Annotated in this window: 25 protein-coding genes and 1 pseudogene; 8 read left to right on the forward strand and 18 right to left on the reverse strand. The window is 66.5% G+C overall.

The genetic code is table 11. The features are described from left to right. Together ACTHQX_RS19145 and ACTHQX_RS19150 are read right to left on the reverse strand one after the other, a co-directional pair. A partial coding sequence (locus ACTHQX_RS19145) for a phage holin family protein (protein ID WP_440158832.1) occupies positions 1–146 on the reverse strand: 146 nt, incomplete at its 3' end. Further along, complete coding sequence (locus ACTHQX_RS19150; protein WP_440158759.1) at positions 143–958, reverse strand: hypothetical protein; 816 nt, start codon at positions 956–958, stop codon at positions 143–145. The genes ACTHQX_RS19145 and ACTHQX_RS19150, both read right to left, overlap by 4 nt. A 157-nt stretch (positions 959–1115) precedes the next feature. On the opposite strand from ACTHQX_RS19150, the gene ACTHQX_RS19155 reads away from it, so the two are divergent. Continuing rightward, positions 1116–1286, forward strand: coding sequence for a hypothetical protein (locus tag ACTHQX_RS19155; protein WP_440158760.1), 171 nt, complete (start codon positions 1116–1118; stop codon positions 1284–1286). Here ACTHQX_RS19155 and ACTHQX_RS19160 read toward each other — a convergent pair. Next, complete coding sequence (locus tag ACTHQX_RS19160; RefSeq protein ID WP_440158836.1) at positions 1269–1511, reverse strand: hypothetical protein; 243 nt, start codon at positions 1509–1511, stop codon at positions 1269–1271. The genes ACTHQX_RS19155 and ACTHQX_RS19160 overlap by 18 nt on opposite strands. Positions 1512–1655: 144 nt before the next feature. Between ACTHQX_RS19160 and ACTHQX_RS19165 the strand changes: the two are divergent. Next, positions 1656–1700 (forward strand): annotated as a pseudogene (locus ACTHQX_RS19165) (hypothetical protein); the annotation flags it as partial. A gap of 100 nt (positions 1701–1800) precedes the next feature. After that, positions 1801–2022, forward strand: a complete 222-nt coding sequence (locus ACTHQX_RS19170) for a DUF2382 domain-containing protein (protein ID WP_440158833.1) — start codon at positions 1801–1803, stop codon at positions 2020–2022. 41 nt (positions 2023–2063) lie between these two features. Here the strand turns inward: ACTHQX_RS19170 and ACTHQX_RS19175 are convergent, their stop codons facing one another. Together ACTHQX_RS19175 and ACTHQX_RS19180 are read right to left on the reverse strand one after the other, a co-directional pair. After that, the gene (locus tag ACTHQX_RS19175) at positions 2064–2777 is read right to left on the reverse strand and encodes a hypothetical protein (RefSeq protein WP_440158761.1); all 714 of its coding nucleotides are present in this window, start codon (positions 2775–2777) and stop codon (positions 2064–2066) included. 121 nt (positions 2778–2898) lie between these two features. After that, positions 2899–3483, reverse strand: coding sequence for a histidine phosphatase family protein (locus ACTHQX_RS19180; protein ID WP_440158762.1), 585 nt, complete (start codon positions 3481–3483; stop codon positions 2899–2901). 214 nt (positions 3484–3697) lie between these two features. Between ACTHQX_RS19180 and katG the strand changes: the two genes are divergently transcribed. Beyond that, a complete protein-coding gene (gene katG, locus ACTHQX_RS19185; protein ID WP_440158764.1) occupies positions 3698–5992 on the forward strand; it encodes a catalase/peroxidase HPI in 2295 nt (764 codons plus the stop codon). A 125-nt stretch (positions 5993–6117) separates the two neighbouring features. Here the strand turns inward: katG and ACTHQX_RS19190 are convergent, their stop codons facing one another. The 11 genes from ACTHQX_RS19190 to ACTHQX_RS19240 all read right to left on the reverse strand — a co-directional run bounded on the left by ACTHQX_RS19190 (position 6118) and on the right by ACTHQX_RS19240 (position 15921). Then, positions 6118–6720, reverse strand: a complete 603-nt coding sequence (locus tag ACTHQX_RS19190; protein WP_440158765.1) for a TetR/AcrR family transcriptional regulator — start codon at positions 6718–6720, stop codon at positions 6118–6120. A gap of 144 nt (positions 6721–6864) precedes the next feature. Next, positions 6865–7374: a MarR family winged helix-turn-helix transcriptional regulator gene (locus tag ACTHQX_RS19195; RefSeq protein WP_440158766.1), complete on the reverse strand. Its 510-nt coding sequence runs from the start codon at positions 7372–7374 to the stop codon at positions 6865–6867. A 21-nt stretch (positions 7375–7395) separates the two neighbouring features. Continuing rightward, positions 7396–8484 (reverse strand): calcium:proton antiporter, encoded by a 1089-nt coding sequence (locus ACTHQX_RS19200; protein WP_440158767.1) that lies wholly within the window; start codon positions 8482–8484, stop codon positions 7396–7398. Positions 8485–8530: 46 nt separating this feature from the next. Continuing rightward, positions 8531–8833: a DUF4193 domain-containing protein gene (locus ACTHQX_RS19205; protein ID WP_003802821.1), complete on the reverse strand. Its 303-nt coding sequence runs from the start codon at positions 8831–8833 to the stop codon at positions 8531–8533. Positions 8834–8942: 109 nt separating this feature from the next. Beyond that, positions 8943–9152, reverse strand: a complete 210-nt coding sequence (locus ACTHQX_RS19210) for a hypothetical protein (RefSeq protein WP_236806111.1) — start codon at positions 9150–9152, stop codon at positions 8943–8945. Between the two features lie 263 nt (positions 9153–9415). Beyond that, on the reverse strand, positions 9416–10069 hold the full coding sequence (locus ACTHQX_RS19215) for an IclR family transcriptional regulator (protein ID WP_236806112.1): 654 nt from the start codon (positions 10067–10069) through the stop codon (positions 9416–9418). Positions 10070–10091: 22 nt separating this feature from the next. Beyond that, positions 10092–11786, reverse strand: coding sequence for a thiamine pyrophosphate-binding protein (locus tag ACTHQX_RS19220; RefSeq protein ID WP_440158768.1), 1695 nt, complete (start codon positions 11784–11786; stop codon positions 10092–10094). Between the two features lie 33 nt (positions 11787–11819). Then, a complete protein-coding gene (locus ACTHQX_RS19225; protein ID WP_440158769.1) occupies positions 11820–12356 on the reverse strand; it encodes a gamma carbonic anhydrase family protein in 537 nt (178 codons plus the stop codon). A gap of 12 nt (positions 12357–12368) precedes the next feature. After that, on the reverse strand, positions 12369–13733 hold the full coding sequence (locus ACTHQX_RS19230) for a 2-hydroxycarboxylate transporter family protein (protein ID WP_440158770.1): 1365 nt from the start codon (positions 13731–13733) through the stop codon (positions 12369–12371). A gap of 75 nt (positions 13734–13808) precedes the next feature. After that, positions 13809–14684 (reverse strand): hydroxymethylglutaryl-CoA lyase, encoded by an 876-nt coding sequence (locus tag ACTHQX_RS19235; protein WP_440158771.1) that lies wholly within the window; start codon positions 14682–14684, stop codon positions 13809–13811. 1 nt (position 14685) lies between these two features. Further along, positions 14686–15921, reverse strand: a complete 1236-nt coding sequence (locus ACTHQX_RS19240; protein ID WP_440158772.1) for a CaiB/BaiF CoA transferase family protein — start codon at positions 15919–15921, stop codon at positions 14686–14688. Positions 15922–16102: 181 nt separating this feature from the next. On the opposite strand from ACTHQX_RS19240, the gene ACTHQX_RS19245 reads away from it, so the two are divergent. After that, complete coding sequence (locus tag ACTHQX_RS19245) at positions 16103–16870, forward strand: lytic transglycosylase domain-containing protein (RefSeq protein WP_440158773.1); 768 nt, start codon at positions 16103–16105, stop codon at positions 16868–16870. Positions 16871–16905: 35 nt separating this feature from the next. On the opposite strand, the gene ACTHQX_RS19250 is transcribed toward ACTHQX_RS19245, so the two are convergent. Then, a complete protein-coding gene (locus ACTHQX_RS19250) occupies positions 16906–17574 on the reverse strand; it encodes a DNA alkylation repair protein (RefSeq protein ID WP_440158774.1) in 669 nt (222 codons plus the stop codon). 191 nt (positions 17575–17765) lie between these two features. Here ACTHQX_RS19250 and ACTHQX_RS19255 point away from each other — a divergent pair, with 191 nt between their 5' ends. From ACTHQX_RS19255 to ACTHQX_RS19265, 3 genes are all read left to right on the forward strand, one after another. Then, on the forward strand, positions 17766–18872 hold the full coding sequence (locus tag ACTHQX_RS19255) for an MFS transporter (RefSeq protein WP_440158775.1): 1107 nt from the start codon (positions 17766–17768) through the stop codon (positions 18870–18872). 151 nt (positions 18873–19023) lie between these two features. Beyond that, positions 19024–20385, forward strand: coding sequence for a hemolysin family protein (locus ACTHQX_RS19260; RefSeq protein WP_440158776.1), 1362 nt, complete (start codon positions 19024–19026; stop codon positions 20383–20385). Next, positions 20378–21421 carry a hemolysin family protein gene (locus ACTHQX_RS19265; RefSeq protein WP_440158777.1) on the forward strand — a complete coding sequence of 348 codons (1044 nt, stop codon included), beginning with the start codon at positions 20378–20380 and terminating at the stop codon, positions 21419–21421. The genes ACTHQX_RS19260 and ACTHQX_RS19265 overlap by 8 nt, the downstream gene beginning before the upstream one ends. Before the next feature lie 89 nt (positions 21422–21510). Here the strand turns inward: ACTHQX_RS19265 and ACTHQX_RS19270 are convergent, their stop codons facing one another. Continuing rightward, the gene (locus ACTHQX_RS19270) at positions 21511–23805 is read right to left on the reverse strand and encodes a fibronectin type III domain-containing protein (RefSeq protein ID WP_440158779.1); all 2295 of its coding nucleotides are present in this window, start codon (positions 23803–23805) and stop codon (positions 21511–21513) included. Positions 23806–23939 lie beyond the last annotated feature (134 nt).

A 23939-nucleotide genomic window follows, 5' to 3' on the forward strand; every position in this document is an offset into this window, starting at 1 on the left:
TTGAGTTCGGCTTTGGCGAGTTCGATTTCCTGCCGCATCAGGGTGGACAGGTCACGGGTGACATCGCCCAGGAGGTCACCGAGGGAGGTGGTATCGGCCTTCGCGTGCGCAGCCGTCTGCGGGGTATCGGGTATCTGGCTGCTCACAGGGGACGACCCCCACCCTGAACATAGGGATCGTCGATGTCCCGCAACGATCCCGCCGAGGAGGAGCCGGTTGGAAGCGACTGCGTGGAAGCGGGTCCCGTGCCCGAGATGCTCGGCTCGCCGAAGGCGGGTTCGCCGAGGCTGGCCTGGTCATAGAAGGGCTCGCCTACGCCGGTCGTTACTGTGTTCTCCGTTGTGGCTAGCCGGGCCGGTTGCGGCGAAGCGGTGCCGGTGACGGTGCGCGTGTCCGGGGCGCCTGCCTGCAGGCTGCGGCCCAGGCGTCCGGCAAGCAGGCCCGCGCCAGCCGCGACGAGCAGGAAAGTGCCGGGGCGCTGGCGGGCGAAGGACTTCACCTCGTCCAGCAGTGAGCCCGGGTCCCGGTTATCCAGCCAGGACGCGACCGACTCGGAGCGGTCCGCGGCCTGCCGGATCAGGTCCGCGGCCACGCCCTGCTGGTCCGGTGCGTCGGCCATGGTGCGCAGCTGCGAGGAGATGGTGCGGATACCCTCGGCGGCCTTCGTCTGCTGCGTGCCGGCCTGGCTGGCCAGGTCCGACTTCGCCTGGTGCAGCAGGTCCTTGGCGCTGTTCTTCGCCTCGTACGCGACGTTCTTCGCCTCGGTCTTGGCCGTCCCGGCAACGTTCTGGGCGGCAACTTTAGTCTCGCCGGCAACGTTCGCGGCCTCTTCCTTCGCCACGTCCTTCTTCGAGGAGCCATCGTCCTGATAGCCAGCGGTGCCCGTGTAATCACCCGTGTAGTCGGCGGTGTCCAGGCCGGGAGCGGACACCCCGGTGCCGTATGCGTTCTCGGTCATCGTTGCTCTCTTTCCTTGAGGATGAGGAACCAGCGGTGCTGGATCGGCAGCAGTCCTGGCTACCCAGAAATAGTAAGCACACTTGCTAATTTATCCGCAAGCCCAAAGGTCGGTTCCACGAAAATTGATAAGTATGCTTGCCAAAAACTTGCTAAGCATGCTTATTGTATTCGGGTGCAGCGTCCTGCAGGCAGGCGTTGCGAACCCGAAACATCTGAAATCCAAGGAGACGCATGCTCACCACGGAAACATCGATGACCTGCTGCAGCGCAACGGAAGCGTTCTTTCTGCAGACGGGGACAAGATCGGGTCAGTAGGCCACGTCTAAGCCGACGACGCCGATGGCCAGCCGACCTGGGTGACGGTCAAGACCGGCCTGTTCGGAACCTCCGAATCCATTGTCCGGCTGCAAGGCGCCCGCCTTGAAGGCAGCGACGTTGTGGTTCCCTACACCAAGGACCAGGTCAAGGACGCGCCCAGGGTGGATACGGACGGCCACCTCGAGCCGTCGGTAGAGGACCGGCTCTTCGGCCACTACGGCCTCGACGGACACCAGAACTACACGGAAACGGGAACCCGCGGAGACGCAGGCTACCCCGGTACGGGCAATGCCACCTTTAGCGACACCCGGTCCGGCACGGCTGATGCCACCGGGACGGTTGGACGTGACACGTCCGGGCCCACCACGGATGACGCGATGACCCGCTCCGAGGAGCGCCTGAACGTCGGCACGGAAACGCAGGCCGCCGGGCGCGCCAGGCTTCGTAAATACGTGACCACGGAGAACGTCACAAAAGACCGTTCCGGTCCAGCGCGAAGAGGTCCGGATCGAGCGGGAACCCATCACGGAGGCGAACCGGGGTGCGGCCCTGTCCGGGCCCGATATCAGCGAGGAGGAACACGAGGTGACCCTCCACGAGGAACGCCCCGTCATCGAGAAGGAAACCGTCCCGGTCGAGCGGGTCCGTCTCGACAAGGAAACGGTGACGGACGAGGTGACCGTCGACGAGGAAGTCCGTAAGGAACGCATCGAAACCGACGGCATCGACGACGTGCGGCGATAGCAGATAGCAGGCAGCAGGAAACCGTGAAAGCTGCATCCCCCTTACGGCAGGTCAATGTTTGTCAGTTCCGACCGTTTGCCGCTTGGCTCCTCGACCAGGACCAGCGAGCCCACCTCGGGGCAGTAGTACTTGTGCTCCCGCGAGTTGAACTCCAGCGGCGTCCAGTCGTCCACCTTCACGCAGTCCTTGTAGGTGCCCATTTTCGTCGTGACGGTCTGGCCTGTGGCGATCGTATCCCGTATGTCTTCCGCATGCCCCAGGTAGTACTCCTGCCGGTAGGTGTCGCCCACGCGCTGTTCGGCCTTCATCCAGATGCCGGCCTTTGCCCCATCCTGCCCGTGGAGAAAACTGCCGGAATGATCCTGCAGTTTGCCGTCCTTGTAGTTATCCACTTCCTCGCCGAAGTACCAGACATCGCCGTTCTTGTGCTGTGCCAAGTAGTCCTTGGTCTCTTCGACGAGCTGCCCATTCTTGAATTCCCGGTCCAGGTAGATGATTGTTTCGACGCCCTCAATGACCCGCTTCTCCGGCAGGATCTCAATTTCGATCCTGTCCCCGCCCGTCCCGTAGGTCATTTTCTTGCCGATCGGAAGGGCGAAGTACTTGTTGGTGATTTTCGTCGTGAAGTCCGCCGGGGTGATCTGCGGATTGTAGTCGGCAGCCCTGCTTCTCAAATTATTGAAGTAAAAAAATGCCGCCCCGCCAGCAACCAGCAGCAGGACGATGATCCCCAGAATGATGGTTCGTGGCTTCATTTCCGGCCCCACTCCTCATTGAGTAGAAACTCTTTGCCGGTCCGGAGCGCTTTGCTTGCCGGGCCCACAGCAAAAAGGTAGCCCTGTCGGGCCCCCGGGGGACAGGGACAGCCGCGATTTCCTAGCTGCGGGCGGCCTCCGCCACCCGTTCGCCGTTGAAGTATTCGAGCTGCCAGCCGTCCACGGCGTGATGGTGGGCAAGGTTGAGCACGGCGTTGTCGATGCTTGCGAGGGTGCTCCCGACGGCGCGGCTCAGGGTCAGGCGGAGAAGCGTTCCGTGGGCCACGACCAAAACGCGGCGTCCGCGGAACTCCTCGGCCAGGGCCTCCAGGGCGGCAAGGCCCCTGGAGCCCGCTTCGTCGTCGCTTTCCGCCCCGCGGAAGCCGCCGGGGATGCGCAGTGCCTCCAGTTCCGGGCCTGCCTGAAGGCCCTCCGCGGGCCCGAAGCTGCGCTCGGCGAGCTCCGGCACACGCCGGGCCACCGTAAGTCCGAGGCCGGCAGCGATCAGGTCTGCAGTTTCCGCTGCACGGCTCAATGGCGAGGACACCACGGTGTCCCACGCCTGCCCGGACAAAACGGCGATGGCGTCGCGCGCCTGGCCACGGCCGACGTCGTTCAGCGGAATATCGCTGGATCCCTGCAGCCGGCGCTGCGCATTCCAGTCTGTCTGGCCATGGCGGATGAGGGCGAACGTCGTGATGGTCATGCCTTCCATTGTGCCCGAGAGGCTCAGGACCTTTCCCTTCCGAGGTACGGAGTTTTTGTGCAGATAATGGGCGTTCAGGGCCATTTTGAGCCCATTATCTGGACAAAAACTCGCGAAGAGGGGCTCTCACCGCGCCACCCGACCATGGTCCAATAGGAGGGTTAGACCGGCTGCCCGAGTCCGACCGCGGCCTCGGCCATATGGAAGGAAGCACATGACCGATCGCCAGGACCATCCTCCGGTTCCCACGCCCGGAAGTTCCCAGGGTCTGGACCGCAAAATTGAAGGTGGCTGTCCGGTTGCCCATGACAGCGCGACCTCGCACGGCAGCGAGAGCGAGAACCCGGCGATCGACTCGCCGCAGCCGAAGGCGCACCGCCCCCGCACGAACGCGGACTGGTGGCCGAACCAACTTGATCTCTCGGTGCTCCACGCGAACCACCCGGCAGGCAACCCGCTCGCCCCCGGCTTCAGTTATCGGGAGGAGTTCCAGAAACTCGACGTCGAGGCGCTGAAGCGGGACATCATTGAGGTCCTGACCACTTCGCAGGACTGGTGGCCGGCGGATTTCGGCCACTACGGCGGTCTGATGATCAGGCTGAGCTGGCACGCTGCCGGCACCTACCGCGTCCACGATGGCCGCGGCGGTGCGGGGGAGGGCAGCCAGCGCTTCGCCCCGCTGAACAGCTGGCCGGATAACGCGAACCTGGACAAGGCCCGGCGGCTGCTGTGGCCGGTGAAGCAGAAGTACGGCCAGAAGGTCTCGTGGGCCGACCTGCTGGTCCTCGCGGGCAACGTCGCCCTGGAGTCAATGGGCTTCAAGACCTTCGGTTTCGCCTTCGGCCGTGAGGACGTGTGGGAGCCCGAGCAGATCTTCTGGGGACCCGAGGACACCTGGCTGGGCGACGAGCGCTACATCGGCGAGGGCAATATGGCGGAGGATGTGGGCTCCACCGAGATGGGCCTGATCTACGTCAACCCCGAGGGCCCGATGGGCAACCCGGATCCCAAGCTCGCTGCAGAATTCATCCGCGAGACCTTCAAACGGATGGCGATGAACGACGAAGAGACCTTCGCGCTGATCGCCGGCGGGCATACGTTCGGCAAGACCCACGGCGCCGGCGATGCTGACGCGCGCGTGGGCCCCGAGCCCGAGGCCGCGAACCTGGAGGAACAGGGTCTGGGCTGGATCAGCACGCACGGCAGCGGCAGGGGAGGCGACACAATCACTTCCGGGCTGGAGGTCACCTGGACCGACCGGCCGACGGAGTGGAGCAACCGCTTCCTGGAGATCCTGTTCGAGTACGAGTGGGAGCTGACCAAGAGCCCGGCGGGCGCCAACCAGTGGGTGGCCAAGGACGCCCCGCAGATCATCCCGGACGCGCACAATCCGGAGAAGAAGCACCGGCCGACCATGCTGACGACGGACCTGTCATTGCGCTTCGATCCCGCTTACGAGAAAATCGGGCGCCGTTTCCTGGAAAACCCAGACGAGTTCGCGGTGGCCTTTGCCAAGGCCTGGTACAAACTGCTGCACCGCGACATGGGGCCGGTCGGCCCGCACCTGCTCGGACCCTGGATTCCGGAACCGCAGCTCTGGCAGGACCCGATCCCGACGGCGGACCACGAGCTGATCGACGAAGAGGACATCGCGGCCCTCAAGGCCCAGCTCCTGGACTCGGGCCTCTCCGTCTCCCAGCTCGTCACCACGGCATGGGCAGCGGCCTCCACCTTCCGCAAGACTGACAAGCGCGGGGGCGCCAACGGCGGCCGCATCCGCCTGGAGCCCCAGCGCGGCTGGGAGGTGAACCAGCCCGGAGAGCTGGAGGCTGCGCTGCAGGCGATCGAGGGGGTGCAGCAGCAGTTCAACAGTGGCCAGAACGGTGGCAGAAAGGTTTCGCTGGCGGACCTGATCGTCCTCGGCGGCTGCGCGGCCGTGGAGAAAGCCTCGAGCGACGCGGGCTTCAACGTTTCTGTGCCGTTCCGGCCCGGCCGGGCCGACGCCTCCCAGGACCAGACCGACGTCGAGTCCTTCCAGTACCTGCAGCCGCGGGCGGACGGGTTCCGCAACTACGTTCGCCCCGGCGAGAAGCTTCCACCCGAAACCCTCCTGCTTGATAAGGCTTACCTGCTGGATCTCTCCGCACCGGAGATGGCCGTGCTCATCGGTGGCATGCGGGCCCTCGGCGGCAACGTGGGCGGCTCCGCGCATGGTGTGCTCACCGACCGGCCCCAAGTCCTGACGAACGACTTCTTCGTCAACCTGCTCGCACCGGGCACCCGGTGGAAGGCTTCGGAGGCGGAGGAGAACGTCTACGAGATCAGCGATGTGGCTACGGGCGAGCTGAAGTGGACCGCCACGCCGGTCGACCTGGTCTTTGGCTCCAACTCCCAGCTCCGGGCGCTGGCCGAGGTTTACGCGAGCGACGACGCCAGGGAGAAATTCGTCAACGACTTCGTCGCGGCGTGGGTGAAGGTCATGGAGCTCGACCGTTTCGACCTGCGCTGACCCAGTCACCAGGGGCCGGCTGCATCTGACCGCCGTCGTTCTTTAAGGGGGGAACTAGGGGAAGTACGACGCCGGCCGGTCACCTTTTGCGGTGACCGGCCGGCGTCGGCGGTTCTAAAGTAAAACTATTCCGGCAGGCGCTTCGGCCGGTGGTCGGCAATCAGCCCGCTGGCCATGTGCCGGGCGCGGCCGGCCGCCCCTCTGTCACCCTCGGCGGCGGCAATGATCGAGCCCTTCATGAGGATGTGCCAGGAGAGGGCGAACGCCTCGGAGTCCTCCAGGCCAGCTTCGTCGGCGAGGAGCCGCACCTGTTGCCGGATCCGGCCCAGGTACTCGATGCTCGCCTGCCCCAAGGGATGCGTTGCCCCCATCTCCAGGAGCACCTTGACGAAGGAACACGCTTCGAAGTCATCGTCCTGGAACCACTGATCGTAAACGTCGAAGATGGCCAGCAACTGGTTCTCAGGGTTATCGGCCCTGCTTCGGGCTTCCGGGACAACGGATCCGAGCATCCACAGCTCGTCGCGGCGCTTCAAAAAAGCCAGCGCCACGTCGTCCTTCGACGGGAAATGCCGGTAAAACGTCGCCTTGGCGACGCCCGATACACGGATCAGCTCATCGACGCCCACATCACGGATTCCCCGGTGGGAAAACAAGTCGTAAGCGGTGACCACAATACGGGTACGGACATCATCAGGATTCTCAAGGTTGTCTGCGACTGTCCTCATGCCAGGAAATTCTACCTTTCCGGTGCCACATTCGGCCGGGGGAGGGCCGATCGCCGTCGAACTTTGGAGTTTTTGTCCGCGTATCGCGGCCTGCGGGCCGTTTAGCGCCCATTATCTGCACAAAACTCCGAAGGCGAGCCCCGCCTAGGCCGTCGCTTCGTCTTCCAGGTTGGGATCAGCTTCCACGTCGGGGTCAACAGGCGTGTGATCCGTCTGGGCTGATTCGATGAGCTGCGTCATGGCCACGTGGATGTCTTCGGCCTGGGCGCGGGTGAGGCCGAGCTTGGCGAGCATGGTGCCGGGCACTCCCAACGCCTTGTCGCGGAGAGCGGTTCCTTCGGGGGTCAGGCCCACCGCGAGGGAGCGTTCATCTCCGGGAACGCGCCGGCGGGTGACATATCCCAGGGCTTCGAGCCGCTTGAGCAGCGGCGACAGGGTGGCCGGGACCAGGAGAAGGGCGTCGCTGATTTCCTTGACGGAACGCGGGCTCTTCTCCCACAGCGCGAGCATCACCAGGTACTGCGGGTGGGTCAGGTTCAGCTCCTGCAGCACAGGCCGGTAGGCGCCGACGACGGTGCGCGAGGCGACAGCCAGCGCGAAGCAGAGCTGCCGCTCGAGCAGGAGGTCCTCGTCGCTCCCTGAAGGGGAAGTCATGAAGCCATGATATCGAAGTGCCTACGGGAACATGGCGAGGAACAGGAACGCGGCGAACAGGACCAGGTGGATGGAGCCCTGCAGCCGCGTGGCGCGGCCGGGCACAACCGTCAGTGTTCCCACGATGACAGTCAGCAGGAAGAGGACTATCTGCGTACCGCCTAGCCCAAGCGTCAGCGGCCCCGGCAGCCAGATGCTGGCGATGGCGATCGCGGGAATCGTCAGGCCGATGCTGGCTATCGCCGAGCCGTATGCCAGATTAAGGCTGATCTGGATCCTGTTCCGCGAGGCGGCCCGGGAGGCTGCGAGGCCCTCCGGCAGCAGGACCAGGAGGGCGATGATCACGCCCACGAAGGACTCCGGGATCCCGGCACGGCTGACGCCCGCTTCGATCACCGGGGACACAGTTTTGGCCAGCCCGACGACGGCGACCAGCGCCGCGCACAGCAACGCCAGGCTGGTGTAGGTGGCCCGGTTGGTGGGTGCGGGGCCGTGCAGGTCGTCGTCGCCGTCCCCGGGGGACAGGACGGGAAGGAAAAAATGGCGGTGGCGGACGGTCTGGGTCAACACAAACACGCCGTAGAGCGACAGCGAGGCCACGGCGGCGAAGCCCAGCTGCAGGGGTGAAAACTCAGGTCCGGGCCGCGACGACGTGAAGGTCGGCAGGACCAGCGTCAGGGTAGCCAGCGTGGTGACCACGGCCAGGGCGGCACCCGCTCCCTCCGGGTTGAACCGGGGGATGCCGTATCTGCGGGCGCCCACCAGCAGGGCTATGCCGACGATGCCGTTGGCCGTGATCATGACGGCGGCGAAGACGGTGTCCCGTGCCAGGGAATGGCTTCCCTCGCCGCCGGACGCGATCAGCGTGACGATGAGGGCCACCTCGATGACGGTGACGGCGACCGCGAGGACAAGCGAACCGAAGGGCTCGCCGACGCGCTCAGCCACCACTTCGGCGTGATGCACCGCCGACAGGACGGCGCCCATCAGGACCACCGCGATGGCGGTGGCCAATACCGGGCCGGGAGAAACTCCCCAGGTCACGGCCAGCACGATCAGGCCGACGACGGGAACGACGGCGGTCCAGGATGATCGGAGCCGGGCCAGCACAGCGCTATCTTCTCAGTGCTGGCCCTTCAGAGCTAGCCCTCTGGTACTAGCCTTCACACTCCGAGCAGTACTTCTTGCCGTCCTTTTCCCGCGCGAGCTGGCTGCGGTGGTGGACCAGGAAGCAGGACATACAGGTGAACTCGTCCTCCTGCACCGGAACAACCTGGATCAGCAGCTCTTCGTGCGACAGGTCGGCGCCGGGAAGGTCGATGCCTTCGGCGGTGTCGGCCTCTTCGACATCAAGCAGGGCAGTCTGCGATCCGCCCTGCCGGGACTGGATGGCCTCCAGGGATTCGTTGGCCGGCTGGTCCTCTTGGGCCACGCGAGGGGCGTCGTAGTCAGTTGCCATGGTTTTTACTCCTTCGGCTGAGCGCCGGACGACGCTCTTTCGCAGGACTCAACGAGTGGGCGCCGCCAGGTATTCCCGGTAACCGGGGACGGGTCAAGGTCCCCAAAGTTTAGAGGATAATTTCGCGGGTCATGCCGAATGGAACCTGCTCGGAAAGCGTGGCGGTGTAGCTTCCGGGCCTGTTGCGCGTGACGATGATGCCGTGCGTTCCGGTGAGCATGGCCGCTTCCTGGAGATCCTTGACGGCTGCATCGAGCCTTTCATCGAGGATCTGGCGGTGGTCTACGTGGATGTCGATGGTAGTGGTGGTGCTGGGCATGGATGTCCTTTGGGGTGTAAAAATTTTGGGGCTGATTCAGAGTTTTGGGCCGCGAGCGAATCGGCGGCGAGGAGCGCTCCGGGACCGCTGCGAACGCAGCGTCTATCGGACGACGCCTGTATGGGCGGCCTGTAGGCCGCTGGTGCACCGCCCCCACGGGCTCTGATGGAAGCCTGTCCACGCGCATGGTCTCGCGTGCATCATGTTCGGTGCTCTGCGAAAAATTAGACCCTGCGGTCAAAACTCTGTCAAGCCTCGGGACCCTAGCCCCCTTCCCGCACTGCCTCTGCGATCCTCCGTGCTGCCTGCACAACGACGGCGCCGTGGTCCTGGCCCGGCGAGCCGGTGACCCGGGCCAGGGGCATGGCGAGGCAGACGGCCGCGATGATTCCCTCCTCTGTCTGCACGGGTGCGCTGATGGACCCGAGGCCGGGCGTGCGGGAGCCGACCGATTCGATCCAGCCCGCCGAAGCCAGCTCCGCCAGCACTTCGTCGTCGGCGGCGAGGAGCCGGCCGCTGGAGCCGGCGGGCAGGGGGAGCCGCGAACCCGGCGGCAGGGTGGCGCGCAGTTCGTGCCGGCTGTCCGCGCTGAGGAGGCATACCCTTTCGTCACCACGCCGGACCCAGAGTTGTGCGCTTTCGCCGGTGCTGTCGCGGAGTTCGTGGAGCACGGGCAGGGCGGCGTTCTCCAGGGCCGAACGGACGAACCGCTGGCCCAGGCGGAAGGTGCCGCTTTCAGTCCTGCGGAGGAAGCCGTAATCCACCATCTGCAGGGCCAGCCGGTGTGCGGTGGACAGGGACAGGCCGGTCCGCCGGGACAGCTCACTGGCTGACACGGCGGACCGACCCACCGCGTCGAGGATCGCGGCGGCACGCTCCAGCGTGCGGTTGCTTCCGTTCTGTTCAGTAGGCGGCATGTGGCCAGCTTATGACGCCGGCTCAGCCCTTGGCGGCCAGCGACTCCGCCATGAACTCGGCAACCACCTTCTGTGATATCGCCACGTCCAGAACGAACACGCCGTCGTCGTGCGTGGCCAGCCAGCCCTCAAGCTGCCCCAAATCGGCAAGGGTCTGGGCCTTGATTCCGTCGGCACCCAGGGCGCGTCCGACGGCGGCAAAGTCCACCTCGTCGATCAGCATTGCCTGGTCGTGAAGCCCCTTTGCGGCGTACTGGTGCAGCTCCGCGCCGTACGCCGAGTCGTTGAGCACGACGACGACACCCTTGCGGGTGGCCCGGAGGAACGTCTCGAAGTCGGACAGTCCCATCAGGCCGCCGCCGTCGCCGCTGACCAGGACGGTGGTGCGTTCGGGCCGGGCAACGGAGACGCCCGCGGCGGAGCCGAAGCCGAGCCCGATGGACTGGAAGGCAGTCCCCACCAGCACCATGGCGTGCGGGTCCGGGACGGAGAGGTACATCGGCGCCCAGCCGATGAAGTGCCCGCCGTCCATGACCACGGATCGTTCGGCCGGCAGGATCCGGTCCAGGGCAGCGACGACGGCGCGCGGGTTGAGCCGGCCGTCCGCCCCGAACTCGACAGGGTCCTCCACCGGGCTGGACGAACGGAAATCCGGTCCCGACACTTCGGGGACAGCATCCCGCCAGGTCGGCGATGCCGCGGCCGGCACCCTTTCCAGCAGTCCCTCGGCGAACGGCAGGATGTCCGCGCGGACGTATTCAGCGCCGGCGTTCTGCCCGGAGTCGGGTTCGTTGTCGAGGCGGATGATCCTGGCGTCTGCCGGGAACAGTGTTCCGTACCGGGTCTGGAACGTGTTGAGGCTTGCCCCGACCACCAGGACGAGGTCCGCCTGGCGTGCGACGTCGAGGCGGTGGCTGCGGGTGAAGCCGCCGGCGATGCCGAGATCCCACTCACTGCCGAACGCGTTGGCGGCCATCGCGGAGGTCATGAAGAGGGCGCCGAGCCGGTCGCCCACTTCCCGCAGCGGGGCCGCTGCACCGGCCAGAAGTACGCCGCGCCCGGCCAGGATGAGCGGCCGCTGCGCCGAGGCGAGCTGTTCCGCCACCCGGTCCAGATCGTCAGCTGCCGCCGGCCACGCGGGTTTGGCCGGAAGGGGTTCAAGCGGCGCCGGGGCCTGCAGGGGAGCCGTGGCGAGGTCGTAGGGAATGGCGAGCACCACCGGCTGGACTGTCTGCAAAGCGAGGTCGAATGCTCGGTGGGTCATTGCGGCGGCGTTGTCCGGGCGGGCCACCAGTGTGGTGACGCCGGCGGCTTCGGCCGCCTTGGCCTGGTCGATGTCGAACGGCCGGCGGCCGCTGGCCGGGGCATCTCCGACGACGAACACCAGCGGAATGCGGGCCAGCCGGCCTTCGGCAAGCGTTGTGAAGGCATTGGTGAAGCCGGCGCCGTAGGTGGTGGAGGCCGCCGCCACGCCGCCGGTGGCGCGGTGGTAGGCATCGGCCATGGCAACGGTCGCGGCCTCGTGGCGGGCCGACGTGAAGGGGAAGCCGCGGCGTGTGAGCCGGCTGATGAGGTGGGCGTTGCCGTTGCCCATCAGCCCGAACAGGTGTCCCGCGCGTTCCGCCAGGACATCGGCGACGGCCGCCGAGACGTGGCCCTCATCAGGAAGTCCGGGCGCCGAGGCGCTTTGCCATGAGGTGGCTGAGGTGGTGGTCACTGGCTGTCCTTGCGTTCGTGGGGTGGGAACTGGTCAGGCCGGCTGCGCCGCGGTAGCGGCGTCCCGGTGCCTCAGCGTAAGTGCGGCGTACGTTGCAGCGTTCTGCCGGCAATGCTCGATCTCCTCCGGGGTGAGGGCCCGGCGCACCTTGGCCGGTACGCCCGCCATGAGCGAGCCTGGCGGCACCTCGGTCCCCTCGAGGACCAGCGCGTTGGCCGCCACCAGGGAGCTGGCGCCGATAATGGCGCCGTTCAGGACCGTGGCATTCATGCCGATGAGTGCCCCGTCGCCCACCGTGCAGCCATGCAGCACCGCGCCGTGCCCCACGCTGACGTGGTTGCCCACGCGTGCAGGGTAGCCGGGGTCGGCATGGACGACGGCGGTGTCCTGGAGGTTGCTGCCCTCGCCAAGGCTGATCTCCTCCATGTCCGCCCGGATGACGGCGCCGTAGAAGATTCCCGTTCCGGCGCCGATGGTGGCGGACCCGACGACCGTGGCGGTGGGCGCTACCCACGCGTCGCCAGAGATCTGTGGGGAGCGGCCGCCTACGGCCAGGATGTTGTCTGTCACGATGGACCTTTCTTAGGTGAGGAAGGGGACGATCAGCGACGTCACGAAGAGCACCAGCGCCCCGCCGAGGCGGTTGGTGAGGGCCGCAAACGGCATCAGGTGCATGCGGTTCGCCGCGCTCAGGACGGAGACGTCGCCGCTGCCGCCGGTGTCCGCCATGACCAGCCCGGGCGTGATGGAGGCTTCGACGAAGTTGAACTTCACGAGCCAGCCGAGAAAGCCGGAGGTCAGGGTCGCAATGACGACGGTGCAGATGGTCAGGAGTATGAACAGGGGGTTGCTCAGCGAGGCGAGGACATCGGTGATGTCGATGTAGGTCAGGCTGACGCCCACCAGGAGGGCCGGGACCAGCACGGCGCCGATCAGGTCACCCCAGTCCGCTGTGGAGTCCTCCACGTCCTGGGGAAGCAGCCCGAAAATCTTGACGGCGGCTGCCGCAATGATGGCCCAGGCGTAGGGGTGCAGGCCGGGGAGGAATGCGGCCATCAGGTTGCCGAAGACGAAGAGGCTGCCGGCGATGAGAAGGCCCTTGCCGAGGGCGACGAAGGAGGAGGCGTCGCGCTTGGGCGGCAGGGTGAGCTCGTCGGAGCGGCCCTTGATCCGCATAAGCTGGCCATGGCCGTTGAAGCCGACGAAGAGCTGCTTCTTGCGCTTGCCCAGGCCGTTGTAGATGCCGGCGATGAGGATGCACACAACGTTGGCCATGACGACGGCGGACATCAGGTCACCCATGAAGGTGGCAGAGTCGCCGCCGGTGGCAGAGGCGTACATCTCGGACATGGGCAGGGCCCCGACACCCAGCCCGCCGGCCATGATGGGCGCGGCGATAAAGAGGATGCCTTCGATGAAGCCGAAGCCGGTGAGGGCGGCGATGAGCCCGACCAGGACGAAGGTGGCGATAAGGCAGCCCACGACGGGTACCGCAAAGCGCGGTCCTGCCTTCAGCAGGAGCGCACGGGGCATGCCGAGGATGGAGCCGGCGATGATGCCGACGACGAAGAAGTCCAGGAATCCGTGTCCGTCGATGAAGTTCTGCACCACGGTGACGAGGTTCTCGGGCATGAGGCCGAGGAAAGCCAGCGTGGCCGGAGCGAAGGTGCACAGGATTGTCGGCAGCCCGAAGTCGCGGACCACCGGGAACAGGTTGCCGATCCAGATGAAGAGGCCGCCGAGCAGGATGGTGGTGGCAAAGCCGACCACCATGGTGTCCGGAAGGTTTCCGGTGATTGCCGCTGCAAGGACGAGTCCGGCGAGGACGAGGTAGAGCGGGGCTGGAATGCTGGCGATCCTGAGCCGCAGGCGATCTTGACCCTTCTCGCGCATTGGCCGGTCCGTAGGTTCGATGGTGAGGTCCGTGGTACGTGAATTTGTAGACATCATTGTCCCCAAAACGTTTGGTGGGAAGACCGCCGCGGCGGCCTGTGGACGGGAGTTGAAGCAGTAAAAAGGGTTTTAGCGGGCGGGATCGAGGACGCCGGCCGCCGGGGAATGGGCGAGGACGTCGCGGGCGAGCCGTACAGCCTCGGCGAGGCGGTCCTCGTCGATGCCGGTCTGGTGTCCGGCGTCGTGGAGGTGCCGGACAAGCTCCTCGGTGGCGATGTTGCCGTGTGCGCCGGGGGCGAACGGGCAACCGCCGTAGCCGCCGAGGGCGGCATCGAATCGCACGACGCCGGTCTCCACTGCGGCGCTCGCGGTGACCAGCGCCTGGCTGTGAGCGTTATGCAGGTGCAGGTAGTACGTGAGGTCCGGTTCGGCGTCGCTGACGTGGTGCAGGCTGGCCATCACCTGTTCGGTGGGCGTGGTGCCCAGCGTGTCCGCGAGCCCGATGTCGGTGATGCCCATGTCCATGAACGCACGCACCACGCGCAGCAGGTAGGCCGGGTCGATCGCGCCCTCGAACGGGCAGGTGAAAGCGGTGGAGATGCCGGCGAAGAACCGCATTTCCGGGAACCCGGCCACGGCCGCGCCGAGGCTCGCCAGGGCGTCCTCGATGGCCTGGCCGGCGTTGGCGTTGCTGTGCGCCTGACTTGCGGAGGTGACCACCTGAATGTCGGTGGCTCCCGCCTCGACAGCCCGCTGGATGCCGCGGCCGTTGAGCGCCAGGCTGGTGTACGTGACCCCCGGAACTGCCGGCAGCGACGCGACTACCTCGGCGGCGTCGGCCATCTGCGGCACCCGCTTCGGGTTCACGAAGGAGGCGACCTCGATGCGCCGCAGTCCGGCGTCGACCAGTGCCCCGGCGATCTCCAGTTTGTGCGCAGTGGAGACGATGACGGCCTCGTCCTGGAGCCCGTCCCGCAGGAAGACGTCGGTTACTTCGACCCTCATTTCAGCGCACCTCCTGCAGTCCGAGGCCGGCGATCTCGTCTGCATTCATGCCGGCGAGCTCCTGCAGGACCTCGGCTGTGTGCTCGCCGAGTTCGGGGCCGACCCATTTGACCCGGCCCTCGTGGCCGGGGATCTTCGGCACGACGCCGGGGAACCGGATCAGTTCGGGCTCGTCCTCGATGACCACCTCGTGGGTCTGGATCATGTCGCGGGCCAGGTAGTGGCGGTCGACGGCGATGCTGGGGGCGTCGTAGACGGGACCGGCCGGCACGCCGGCGTCATCCAGCTTGTCGAGGACCTCGGTGAGGGGCATGCTGCCGGTCCAGGCAGAGATGGCGCCGTTGAGCTCTTCCTCCCGGGCGCCGCGCGCCTCCGTGGTGAGCAGGGTGGAGTCCTCGGCGAGGTCGTCGCGGCCGATGGCCCGCATGAGCCGGACGAAGACGGAGTTGGAGTTGCCGCCGATGACCACCTCGAGCTCGTCCTGGCAGGGATAGGAGCCGGTAGGTACGACGCCGGGCAGCGCGCCGCCGGTGCGCTGCCGGATCATGCCGTAGGCGTCATAGTCCGGGACCAGCGATTCGAGCAGGCTGAAGACCCCTTCATAGAGGGCGACGTCGACAACCTGGGAAGTTCCCGCCTCTAGTCCGCGGGCTTTCTGGAGCATGAGCATCAGGGCCCCGATGACGCCGTAGAGCCCGGCGACGGTGTCGCCCATGCTGGCCGCTGCACGGCCGGCCGGGCGGTCCGGCTCACCCGTGATGTAGCGCAGGCCGGCAAACGACTCAGCGGAGCTGCCGAATCCGGCGCGGTTTTTGTACGGTCCGGTCTGGCCGTAGCCGGAGATCCGGACCATGACCACCTCGGGGTTGAGTTCCTGCAGCACGTCCGGGCCGAGGCCCCACTTCTCGAGGGTGCCGGGGCGGAAGTTCTCGATGACCACGTCGCACTGGGCGGCAATCTTCTTGACAGCCTCGCGGCCCGCCTCGGAGCGGAGGTCCAGGGCCACCGACTTCTTGTTGCGGCCGATGGTGCGGAACAGCATGGAGGTGGTGCCGCGGGTCTTGCGCCAGTCGCGCAGTTCGTCGCCGCCCTGGGGCTTTTCGACCTTGATGACCTCCGCGCCGAAGTCACCGAAGAGGCGGGCGGCGAACGGCGCGGCGATAAAGCTGCCCAGCTCGAGCACGCGGATGCCGCGGAGGGGGAGGGCGTTGCCCTCGATGTGTAGTTCGTCAGTCATGTCATTCCTGCCTGCGCTCCTGGCGCTAAGTTTCACGAGTGCCCAGTTTCCCATTCTGTGGGAGGTGCTTGTCATTAGGCGGAGAAACCATAGCAGTAGGGTGTGACCTGTGCAACGGGCTCGTGGTACTTCTGTGTCCCAGGTGTACAAATCGCGGGCGGCCGCCGGGTTAGGCTGTTCCGTGCTTCATCTGAAACGCCTCGCGGTTCTCAGCCTTTTCGCGTTCTGCGCTATAACCGCGGGCGCGTTCTGGCTCTTGGGCATGGCCGATGCAGGCCTGCCCGGCGCGGGAGCGCACGCGGCCCAGCCGGCTCCGCCGCAGGCGGCGGGGAAGTTCGTGCCGCTGGCCGGTGGCAGTGCGCATGCCGTGAACATCACCAGGACTGTCGAACCGGGCTGGCTTGCCCGGACCGCGGTGCAGACCGGAATTCCTGCCCGGGCCCTCCGGGCGTACGTTGCCGCGGCCGGCATGGCCAATGCCGATGCGCCGGCATGCGGGATCGGCTGGAACACGGTAGCCGCCGTCGGGTTTGTTGAATCCGCGCACGGCGCCCTCGGCGGAGGCCACCTCACGGCTTCGGGAGACGTAAGCGGTCCGATCGTCGGCCCCGGCCTCAACGGGGACGGCTTCGCCGCCATTGCCGACACCGATGGCGGCGCGCTCGACGGCGACGCCCTCTGGGACCGCGCCGTGGGACCTATGCAGTTCATTCCCTCCACATGGAAGCTGGCCGGAAAAGACGCGAACGGTGACGGGGTTGCCGATCCGCACAACATCGACGACGCCGCCCTCAGCGCTGCCGGCTACCTGTGTGCCGGCGGCCGGGACCTCGCCTCGGACCAGGGCTGGACCGAGGCCATCTGGTCCTACAACCAGTCCGAGGCCTACCTGAAGCAAGTGGGCGAGCAGGCTGTTGGGTATGCGGAGCAGGCGGGGCCTACCAAGTAGGCCCAGCGCGCCTAACGGTGCGTCAGCAGGATGCCTCAGGCGCCCTGCCGGCTCACCATCTCATTGATCCAGATCGGGGCGAAAGGCGAGGTGCAGTTCGGCGGGGTGGGGTAATCCTTCAGGACTTCCAGCCGTTCACCGATGTCAATGGCCCGGGCCCGGTGGTCTGCGTGCTCGATGCCGATCTGCGCCAGGGTATGGTTCATCGCCCACTGCAATCGATCAGGGGCGTCTTTCATCTCCGCCTCGATGGTGTCCAGTAGCGCTGGCAGGTCCAGGCCCTCGGGCTTCTTCGCGACCCGCTCGGTGGTCAGCGCCCAGCCGGCGCTCGCGACCACCGGGTCGGGGTCGTCAGTCCAGGCGGTCCGCAGCTCTTCGGCGTGCGGGCTCTTCTTCACCACGTAGTTCACCAGCCAGTCATGCACCTTGGGTGCGCGTGCCTGGCGCAGCATGGCATCCAGTTCCTGCTGCTCGAAGGCCTTCGGCCGGCAGATCAGCAGTGACAGCAACCGCGCGGCGGTGTCATCCGTGGCCCACAGTTCACGGGCCAGCTCGTGTTGCGTCTTCAGCCGCTTCGCGACCGCCCGCAACGCGGACAGGTTCACGCCGTGGTCGTCGCCGCGCCTCTGGTTCGCCTCGCGCATCTTTGGATCCTCGAGCGCGGCCAGTTCGGCCATCACGGCGTCTTTTGCTGCCTCGGCCATCACTACTCCTGCTCGCTGCCTGCTTTTGCTCGTATTGTACGGTCCCAGGCCGGTCCACTGCCTGCAGCGCATGTTCACTTGCCGCGTCGGGGATGAACTAAGGTCAAGGCACCACATCCCAGAAAGGCGGACCCTGCCGGACCATGAGTGCGCCCGGATACCTTGCGGCTTCGATACCCCCGAGAATGGCCATGGCCGGTTCTGCTGTGGCGATCCCTATCCTCGCTGTGCAGCAGCTGAATGATGTGGGGATCGGGGGTGCGCTGGTGGCCGTGTCCCTCGGCCCGAGCGTCCTCGCTGCGCCGCTCGCGGGCGCCGCCCTCGATCGCGCCCGTCGCCCCGCCCAGCTCGTGGCCGCTTCCGGAGTGCTCACCGCCATGGCCTTCGCCGCGACCGCACTCCTCGGCCAGCTCCCGCTGCCGGTTGTGTTCGCCTGCCTGGCTGTGGCCGGGGCTGTGTCGCCCTTCTACATGGGTGGGCTTTCCAGCTTCGTCGCCGACGTGATCCCCGACGGCCGCAGGGCGTTTGCCTTTGATGCCCTTTCCTACAACGTCTCAGCGGTCGCGGGCCCGGCCTTCGTGGCCATCATGGCCGTGTTCCTCCCCGCCCCGGCCACGCTCGCGGTGCTGTCCGCCACCGCGGCTGTGGGTGCCGTGAGCGTCAGCGTCATAGGACTGAAGTCCCGTTCGGCGCCCAGGATTGCGCCGTGGCAGGCGGTCGCGGCCGGGCTGCGCCGGATCTTCAGCCACCGCCCATTGGCCGTAGTCACCGCCGCCTCTACGCTGAGCCAGCTTGGCCAGGGCGGGCTGGCGATCGCCGCCATCGCCCTCTCGATTGAACGGATCGGATCGCCGAGCGACGGCGCCCTCGTGGTGACCTCCTTCGCCGTCGGCAGCTTGCTGGGTGCACTGTGCGAGACAGCCCGTCCCACGCGTGCGCGGCCGCATGCCGTCATGATGGCTGGCTTCTTCGCCACCGGGCTGCTGACACTCGGCGCCGCCGTCGACATAGGGACGGCCTGGACCGTCGCCGCCATTGGTCTGTCCGGCGTCTTCACGGCCTCGACCGCCGCCGCGATGCTCTTCCTGCGGAACCACCTGAGCCCGCCACACCTCAGATCCCAAGTCTTTACCGTCGGCGCCGGGCTTCGGGCCAGCGCCTCGGCCGGAGGCGCAGCCCTGGCCGCCACCGCCACCGGATTCGGTGGTGCGCTCAGCCTGGCCATGGTCGGGATTGTCTGGGTTGCCTCCGCCGCCCTGATGGCCGCTTATCCGAAAACCCTAGAGGCGGAAGCGTAAGAGTCCCCGTCGGACGGGAAGCAGTCGAAACGGGCCGCTGAGAAACACCCGATATAGTGGAGTGCACTATGGACGACCCTCCTTCACATATGCCCTGGCCCCTCACCCACTTGACCGGCACACCGGTTAGCACGGGAGAGGGGCGCCTCCAATGAATGAATGGATCATGATCGGGATCGGCCTGATCCTGACAGTGGGCACCGGATTCTTCGTCGCATCCGAGTTTGCCCTGGTCAATCTTGACCGCAACGACCTGGAATCGCGCCAGGCCCGGGGCGAGAAACGCCTTGCCCCCACCATCAACGCCCTGAAGATCACCTCGACGCACCTTTCCGGTGCGCAGCTGGGCATCACCCTCACCACCCTCCTGACCGGGTACACCTTTGAACCTGCCATCAGCAAGCTGCTGAGCGGTCCACTGACGGCGGCCGGGTTCCCGGAAGGCCTTGTGCCCGGGGTGGGCGCCGTCGTCGCGATTTTCGTCGCCACCATCTTCTCGATGGTGATCGGCGAGCTGGTTCCCAAGAACTTCGCGCTGGCGCTCCCCCTGGCCACCGCGAAGGTGGTGGTTCCGTTCCAGGCCCTGTTCACTGCGGTGTTCAAGCCCGTCATCCTCCTGTTCAACAACACGGCGAACGCAATCATCAGGTCCTTCGGGATCGAGCCAAAAGAGGAACTGTCAGGGGCCCGCAGCGCCGAGGAGCTGAGTTCGCTGGTCCGCCGCTCCGCGCTGGAAGGCGTCCTCGACCTGGACCACGCCGCCCTGCTTCACCGGACGCTGCGCTTCTCCGAACACAGCGCCGCCGACGTTCTGACCCCGCGCGTGCGGATGACGGCCGTCAACACCGATGACACGGCCGAGCAGATCATCGCGCTGGCCAGCTCCACCGGCTATTCGAGGTTCCCCGTCATCGGCCGGGACCGTGACGACGTGCTCGGGGTGCTCCACGTCAAGCAGGCCTTCGCCGTCGCCCTTGAAGAACGCGCGAACGTGCTCGCCGCCGACCTGATGATCGAACCTCTGATGGTCCCCGAATCCATGGGCGTCGATTCCCTCCTGGTGCTGCTCCGCAAGCAGGGCCTCCAGGTGGCCATCGTCTCCGACGAGCACGGCGGAACGGCCGGCATCGTCACCCTGGAGGACCTCGTGGAGGAGATCGTCGGCGAACTGGAGGATGAGCACGACCGCGCCCGTGTGGGCGTGGTACGGACCGGACGGTCCATCACCTTCGATGCCTCGCTGCGTCCGGATGAGCTCCTGGACCGGACAGGCATCGCCGTCCCCGACGGCGAGGACTACGACACCGTGGCCGGTTTCGTCGCGGACCGGCTGGACCGCATCCCGGAGCTCGGCGACGAGGTGGCCGTCGACGGCGGCACGCTCCGCGTGGAGCGGGTGGCCGGCACCCACGTGGGGCGCCTGAAATTCACGCCGGAGGAATCGGCAGAGCCGCCCAGAAGCGCGCATGACAAGATCATCGACAGCCTCACACAGGAGCTGACCCATGAGTGAGTACCTTCCGGGCATCATCTGGCTCGCCGTCCTGCTGGTGGTCAACGGCTTCTTTGTCGGCGCCGAGTTCGCCGTAATCTCCGCCCGCCGGTCACAGATCGAGCCGAAGGCGGAGGCGGGCAGCAAGGCCGCGAAAACCACCCTGTGGGCGATGGAGCATGCCACGCTCATGCTGGCCACCAGCCAGTTGGGCATCACCGTCTGCTCGCTGGTGATCCTGAACGTCTCCGAACCGGCGATCCACCACCTGCTGGAAATCCCGCTGGGCCTGACGTCCCTCTCCGGGGAGGCGATCGGAATCATCGCCTTCGTGGCGGCGCTGCTGCTGGTGACCTTCCTGCACGTGGTCCTCGGCGAGATGGTCCCCAAGAACATCTCGTTCTCGGTCCCCACCCGCGCGGCGCTCATCCTTGCCCCGCCGCTGGTGATGGTGGCGCGCATCTTCAAGCCGGTCATCTGGACCCTGAACGGCATTGCCAACTCGATCCTCCGCCTGTTCCGGGTGCAGCCCAAGGATGAGGCCACCAGCGCCTACACCTTGGACGAGGTGGCAAACATCGTGGAGCAGTCCACCAGGGAAGGCGTCCTGACCGACAACACCGGCGCCCTCACGGCGGCCTTCGAGTTCACCGAAAAGACGGTGGCCGACGTCGAGGTCCCCATCGCGGAGATGGTGCTCCTGCCGGCGTCTGCGACGCCGGCAGACATCCAGCGGGCTGTGGCCGAGCACGGCTATTCCCGGTACATCCTGACCGACGACGACGGTGACCCCTCCGGTTACCTGCACCTGAAGGACGTCATGGACCTCACCACAGCGGAGAAATTCACCCGGCCCGTGCCGGAGAAACGCATCCGCCGGCTGGCCTCGACGTTCCGCGGCAGCGAGCTTGAGGACGCCCTCGCGACGATGCGCCGAACCGGCGCCCACGTTGCCAGGGTCTTCGACGCGCGGGGCAACACCACCGGTGTGCTGTTCCTCGAGGACATCATCGAGGAACTGGTGGGCGAGGTGCAGGACGCCACCAGCAGCTCCTAGGCCACCCGGAACAAGCGAACCCCGAACACAGTGAAGTCCGGTGGCTGGCGGCTGATGCCGCCGGCCACCGGACTTCGGTGCTTCAGGACTTACTTGTTGGAGATCGTGACGGGGCCCGCCGTACCGCCTGCGTTCGACTCAACCCATACCGAACCCGGGTTGGTTGTGCCGGCCGCTGCGTTGCGCAGCCGCAGGGAGAAGACGCCGCCCGTTGCCGGAGCCGCAGCCGCCGTGACGGCTGCCTGGCCGAGGACCGGGCCGGTGGCGCTGCCTGTGCGGACGGTGACGGTGCTGCCGACTACGGAGCCGGTACCCGAGAGCTTGAAGTCACCGCTCTTCCACTGGCCGGTGATGGTCACCCGGTCTGCAACCGGCACAACCTGCACCTCGTCCGTCCGGACGGTCGCGCCGGACGTGACCGTCAGGCGGAAGACCAGCGGTGCGTTGGTCATCGGAGTCTTGAAGACCGGGAGGCTAAACGTCGGCTTGAGCGTGGTGTCGCCGGTCAGCGTCACCTTGTTGGGATCGGTTGCCCCACTCAGGACCTGCACCCACTTGTACGTGGCGCCGGTGGCGGTGGACCCGGTGCCGTCGAGGGTTACCGGGGTGGCCGTGGTGCGGCGGACAACGTTCTGGTCGGGTCCGGCAGTGGCAACGACAGCGCCCTGGGCAGTGGCGGCTGCCGTCTTTGCTGATTCAGGGCCCATGCCGTTGGTGTTGGAAGCCCGCACGGTGAACTGGTAGGCGGTGTCGCCGTTGAGTCCGCTGTAGACGAGGCTGGTGACGTCACCGGTGGTCGTCTTGGATGCACCGAATGGTGTGCCGTCAGTGGTGTAGGCCTGGACGGAGTAGCCCGTGATGCTCAGGCCAGCGGCGCCGGGGTTCGGGGCGGTCCAGGACAGGCTTGCCGTGCCCTGGCCTACGACCGGGGCGCTGGCGAAGGTCGGGGCTGACGGTACCGGGTCGTTCGTCACCGTAAAGAGGACCGCGCTGGTGGTGGAAACGTTGCCGGAAGGGTCGAACGCCGCGAACTTCAGAGTGGAGGTGGATGCGATGTCCATAGGTCCGGTGTAGTGGATCACGTTGGTCCCAAGTACGCCGCCTGAGAGGACCGGCTCGGAACCGTCGATGGTGTAGTAGATATCGCTGCCCGTCTCACTGGCGGTGAGCGTCACCCGCTGTGCCACCGGGGAGGTGCCGCCGCTGGGGGTGGCGGAGACGGTTGGAGCTGTGGTGTCCGTGACCGGGATGGCGTGGGCGGCGGGGAAAGTCTCACCGACGCTGCTGATGCCCACGACGTAGACGTCGTATTCGTCGTTGGCGGTAAGACCGGTGATCGTGGTGCTGCTGGCCGCCTGGCCGGAGATGCGCTTGCCGATCTCAACCTGCTCGCCGTTGGTCACGGTCTTGCCGACTGCGACGGCGCGGTAACCGGTGATGGCGGGGGTGCCGGGGATTGCTGTAGCCGGCTTCCAGTTCAGCTTCAGCCCGCCGGCGACCTTGGCGGCGGTGATGTCAGACGGTGCCGGTGGGCCGGACTGCAGCGGACCGTTGGGGCAGCCACCCATGCCGGGGCCGCCGGGCTCACCGTACTCGGCGATGGTCAGGCCCTGCCGGTTGGCGTCGGCATCCTCTGACTGCCAGGCCATGGCACGCTCGCCGAGGCCGGCATCGGCCGCCATCTTTGCTGTCGCCGGATCGAGGAACTCGTAAACGGCCGTGAATTCATTTCCCACGACCTCGAGGCTGGACGAGTAACCGCCCTTAGGGGCCGGAGTCATCACGCCGGGGACAGCGCGGATGTCACGGCGCGCGACGTCGGTGTCCTTCAGCGCCGGCTCAATGATCCGCTGTTCCATCTGCGCCGCGTTGACGCTGCTTCCGATGTGTCCCTTGACCGTGAGGGTGCTGCCAGTGAGCACGGAGTTCCCGGTCACATAGACGTCCTGCACCGTCGTTTCGTCGGCCGGTGCGGCGGCTGCTTTGTCGAACTTAATGGAGACGACGTCGCCGGGGCGGATATCGGGAGTGACATTCAGGCCGGTGCCGGCACCCCAGCAGACGCCGCCGGGGTGGTTGACCTCGAAGGCGACGCCGCCGCCGTCGACCAGGGACCGGGCGGAGCCGATGACCTCGTCTGCCCGCTTGACCTCGAGAGTGGCCATATCGCCGGCGTGTCCCTCGTAGCCCTCAATGGAGACGAAGTCGCGGTCGGGGAAGACAACGATGTTGTTCGGGAAAGCAGGTACGGCCGCATTGGCGGCGGGAATGGCAAGCATGGAGGTTGAGCAGAGAACGGCCGAGACGGTGGCGAAGACTCCGGCCCTGCGGGCACCGGGAAGGCGAGAAGTGTGCGCTCCCGGCTCGCTTTGTGCTGATTTCATGATGACCTCATCGATCCGAGGTGCGCGACCTTCACGCACAATCACAGAATCAGTAAGGCCCCTTGGGGAAACGCTGTGCGTTTTGGCTTGTATGGACGGCCTGCGGCACCGATTTGGGGAACACCTTTTGGGCC

It is taken from the genome of Arthrobacter sp. SAFR-023, from assembly GCF_051965295.1.
Lineage (GTDB): Bacteria > Actinomycetota > Actinomycetes > Actinomycetales > Micrococcaceae > Arthrobacter.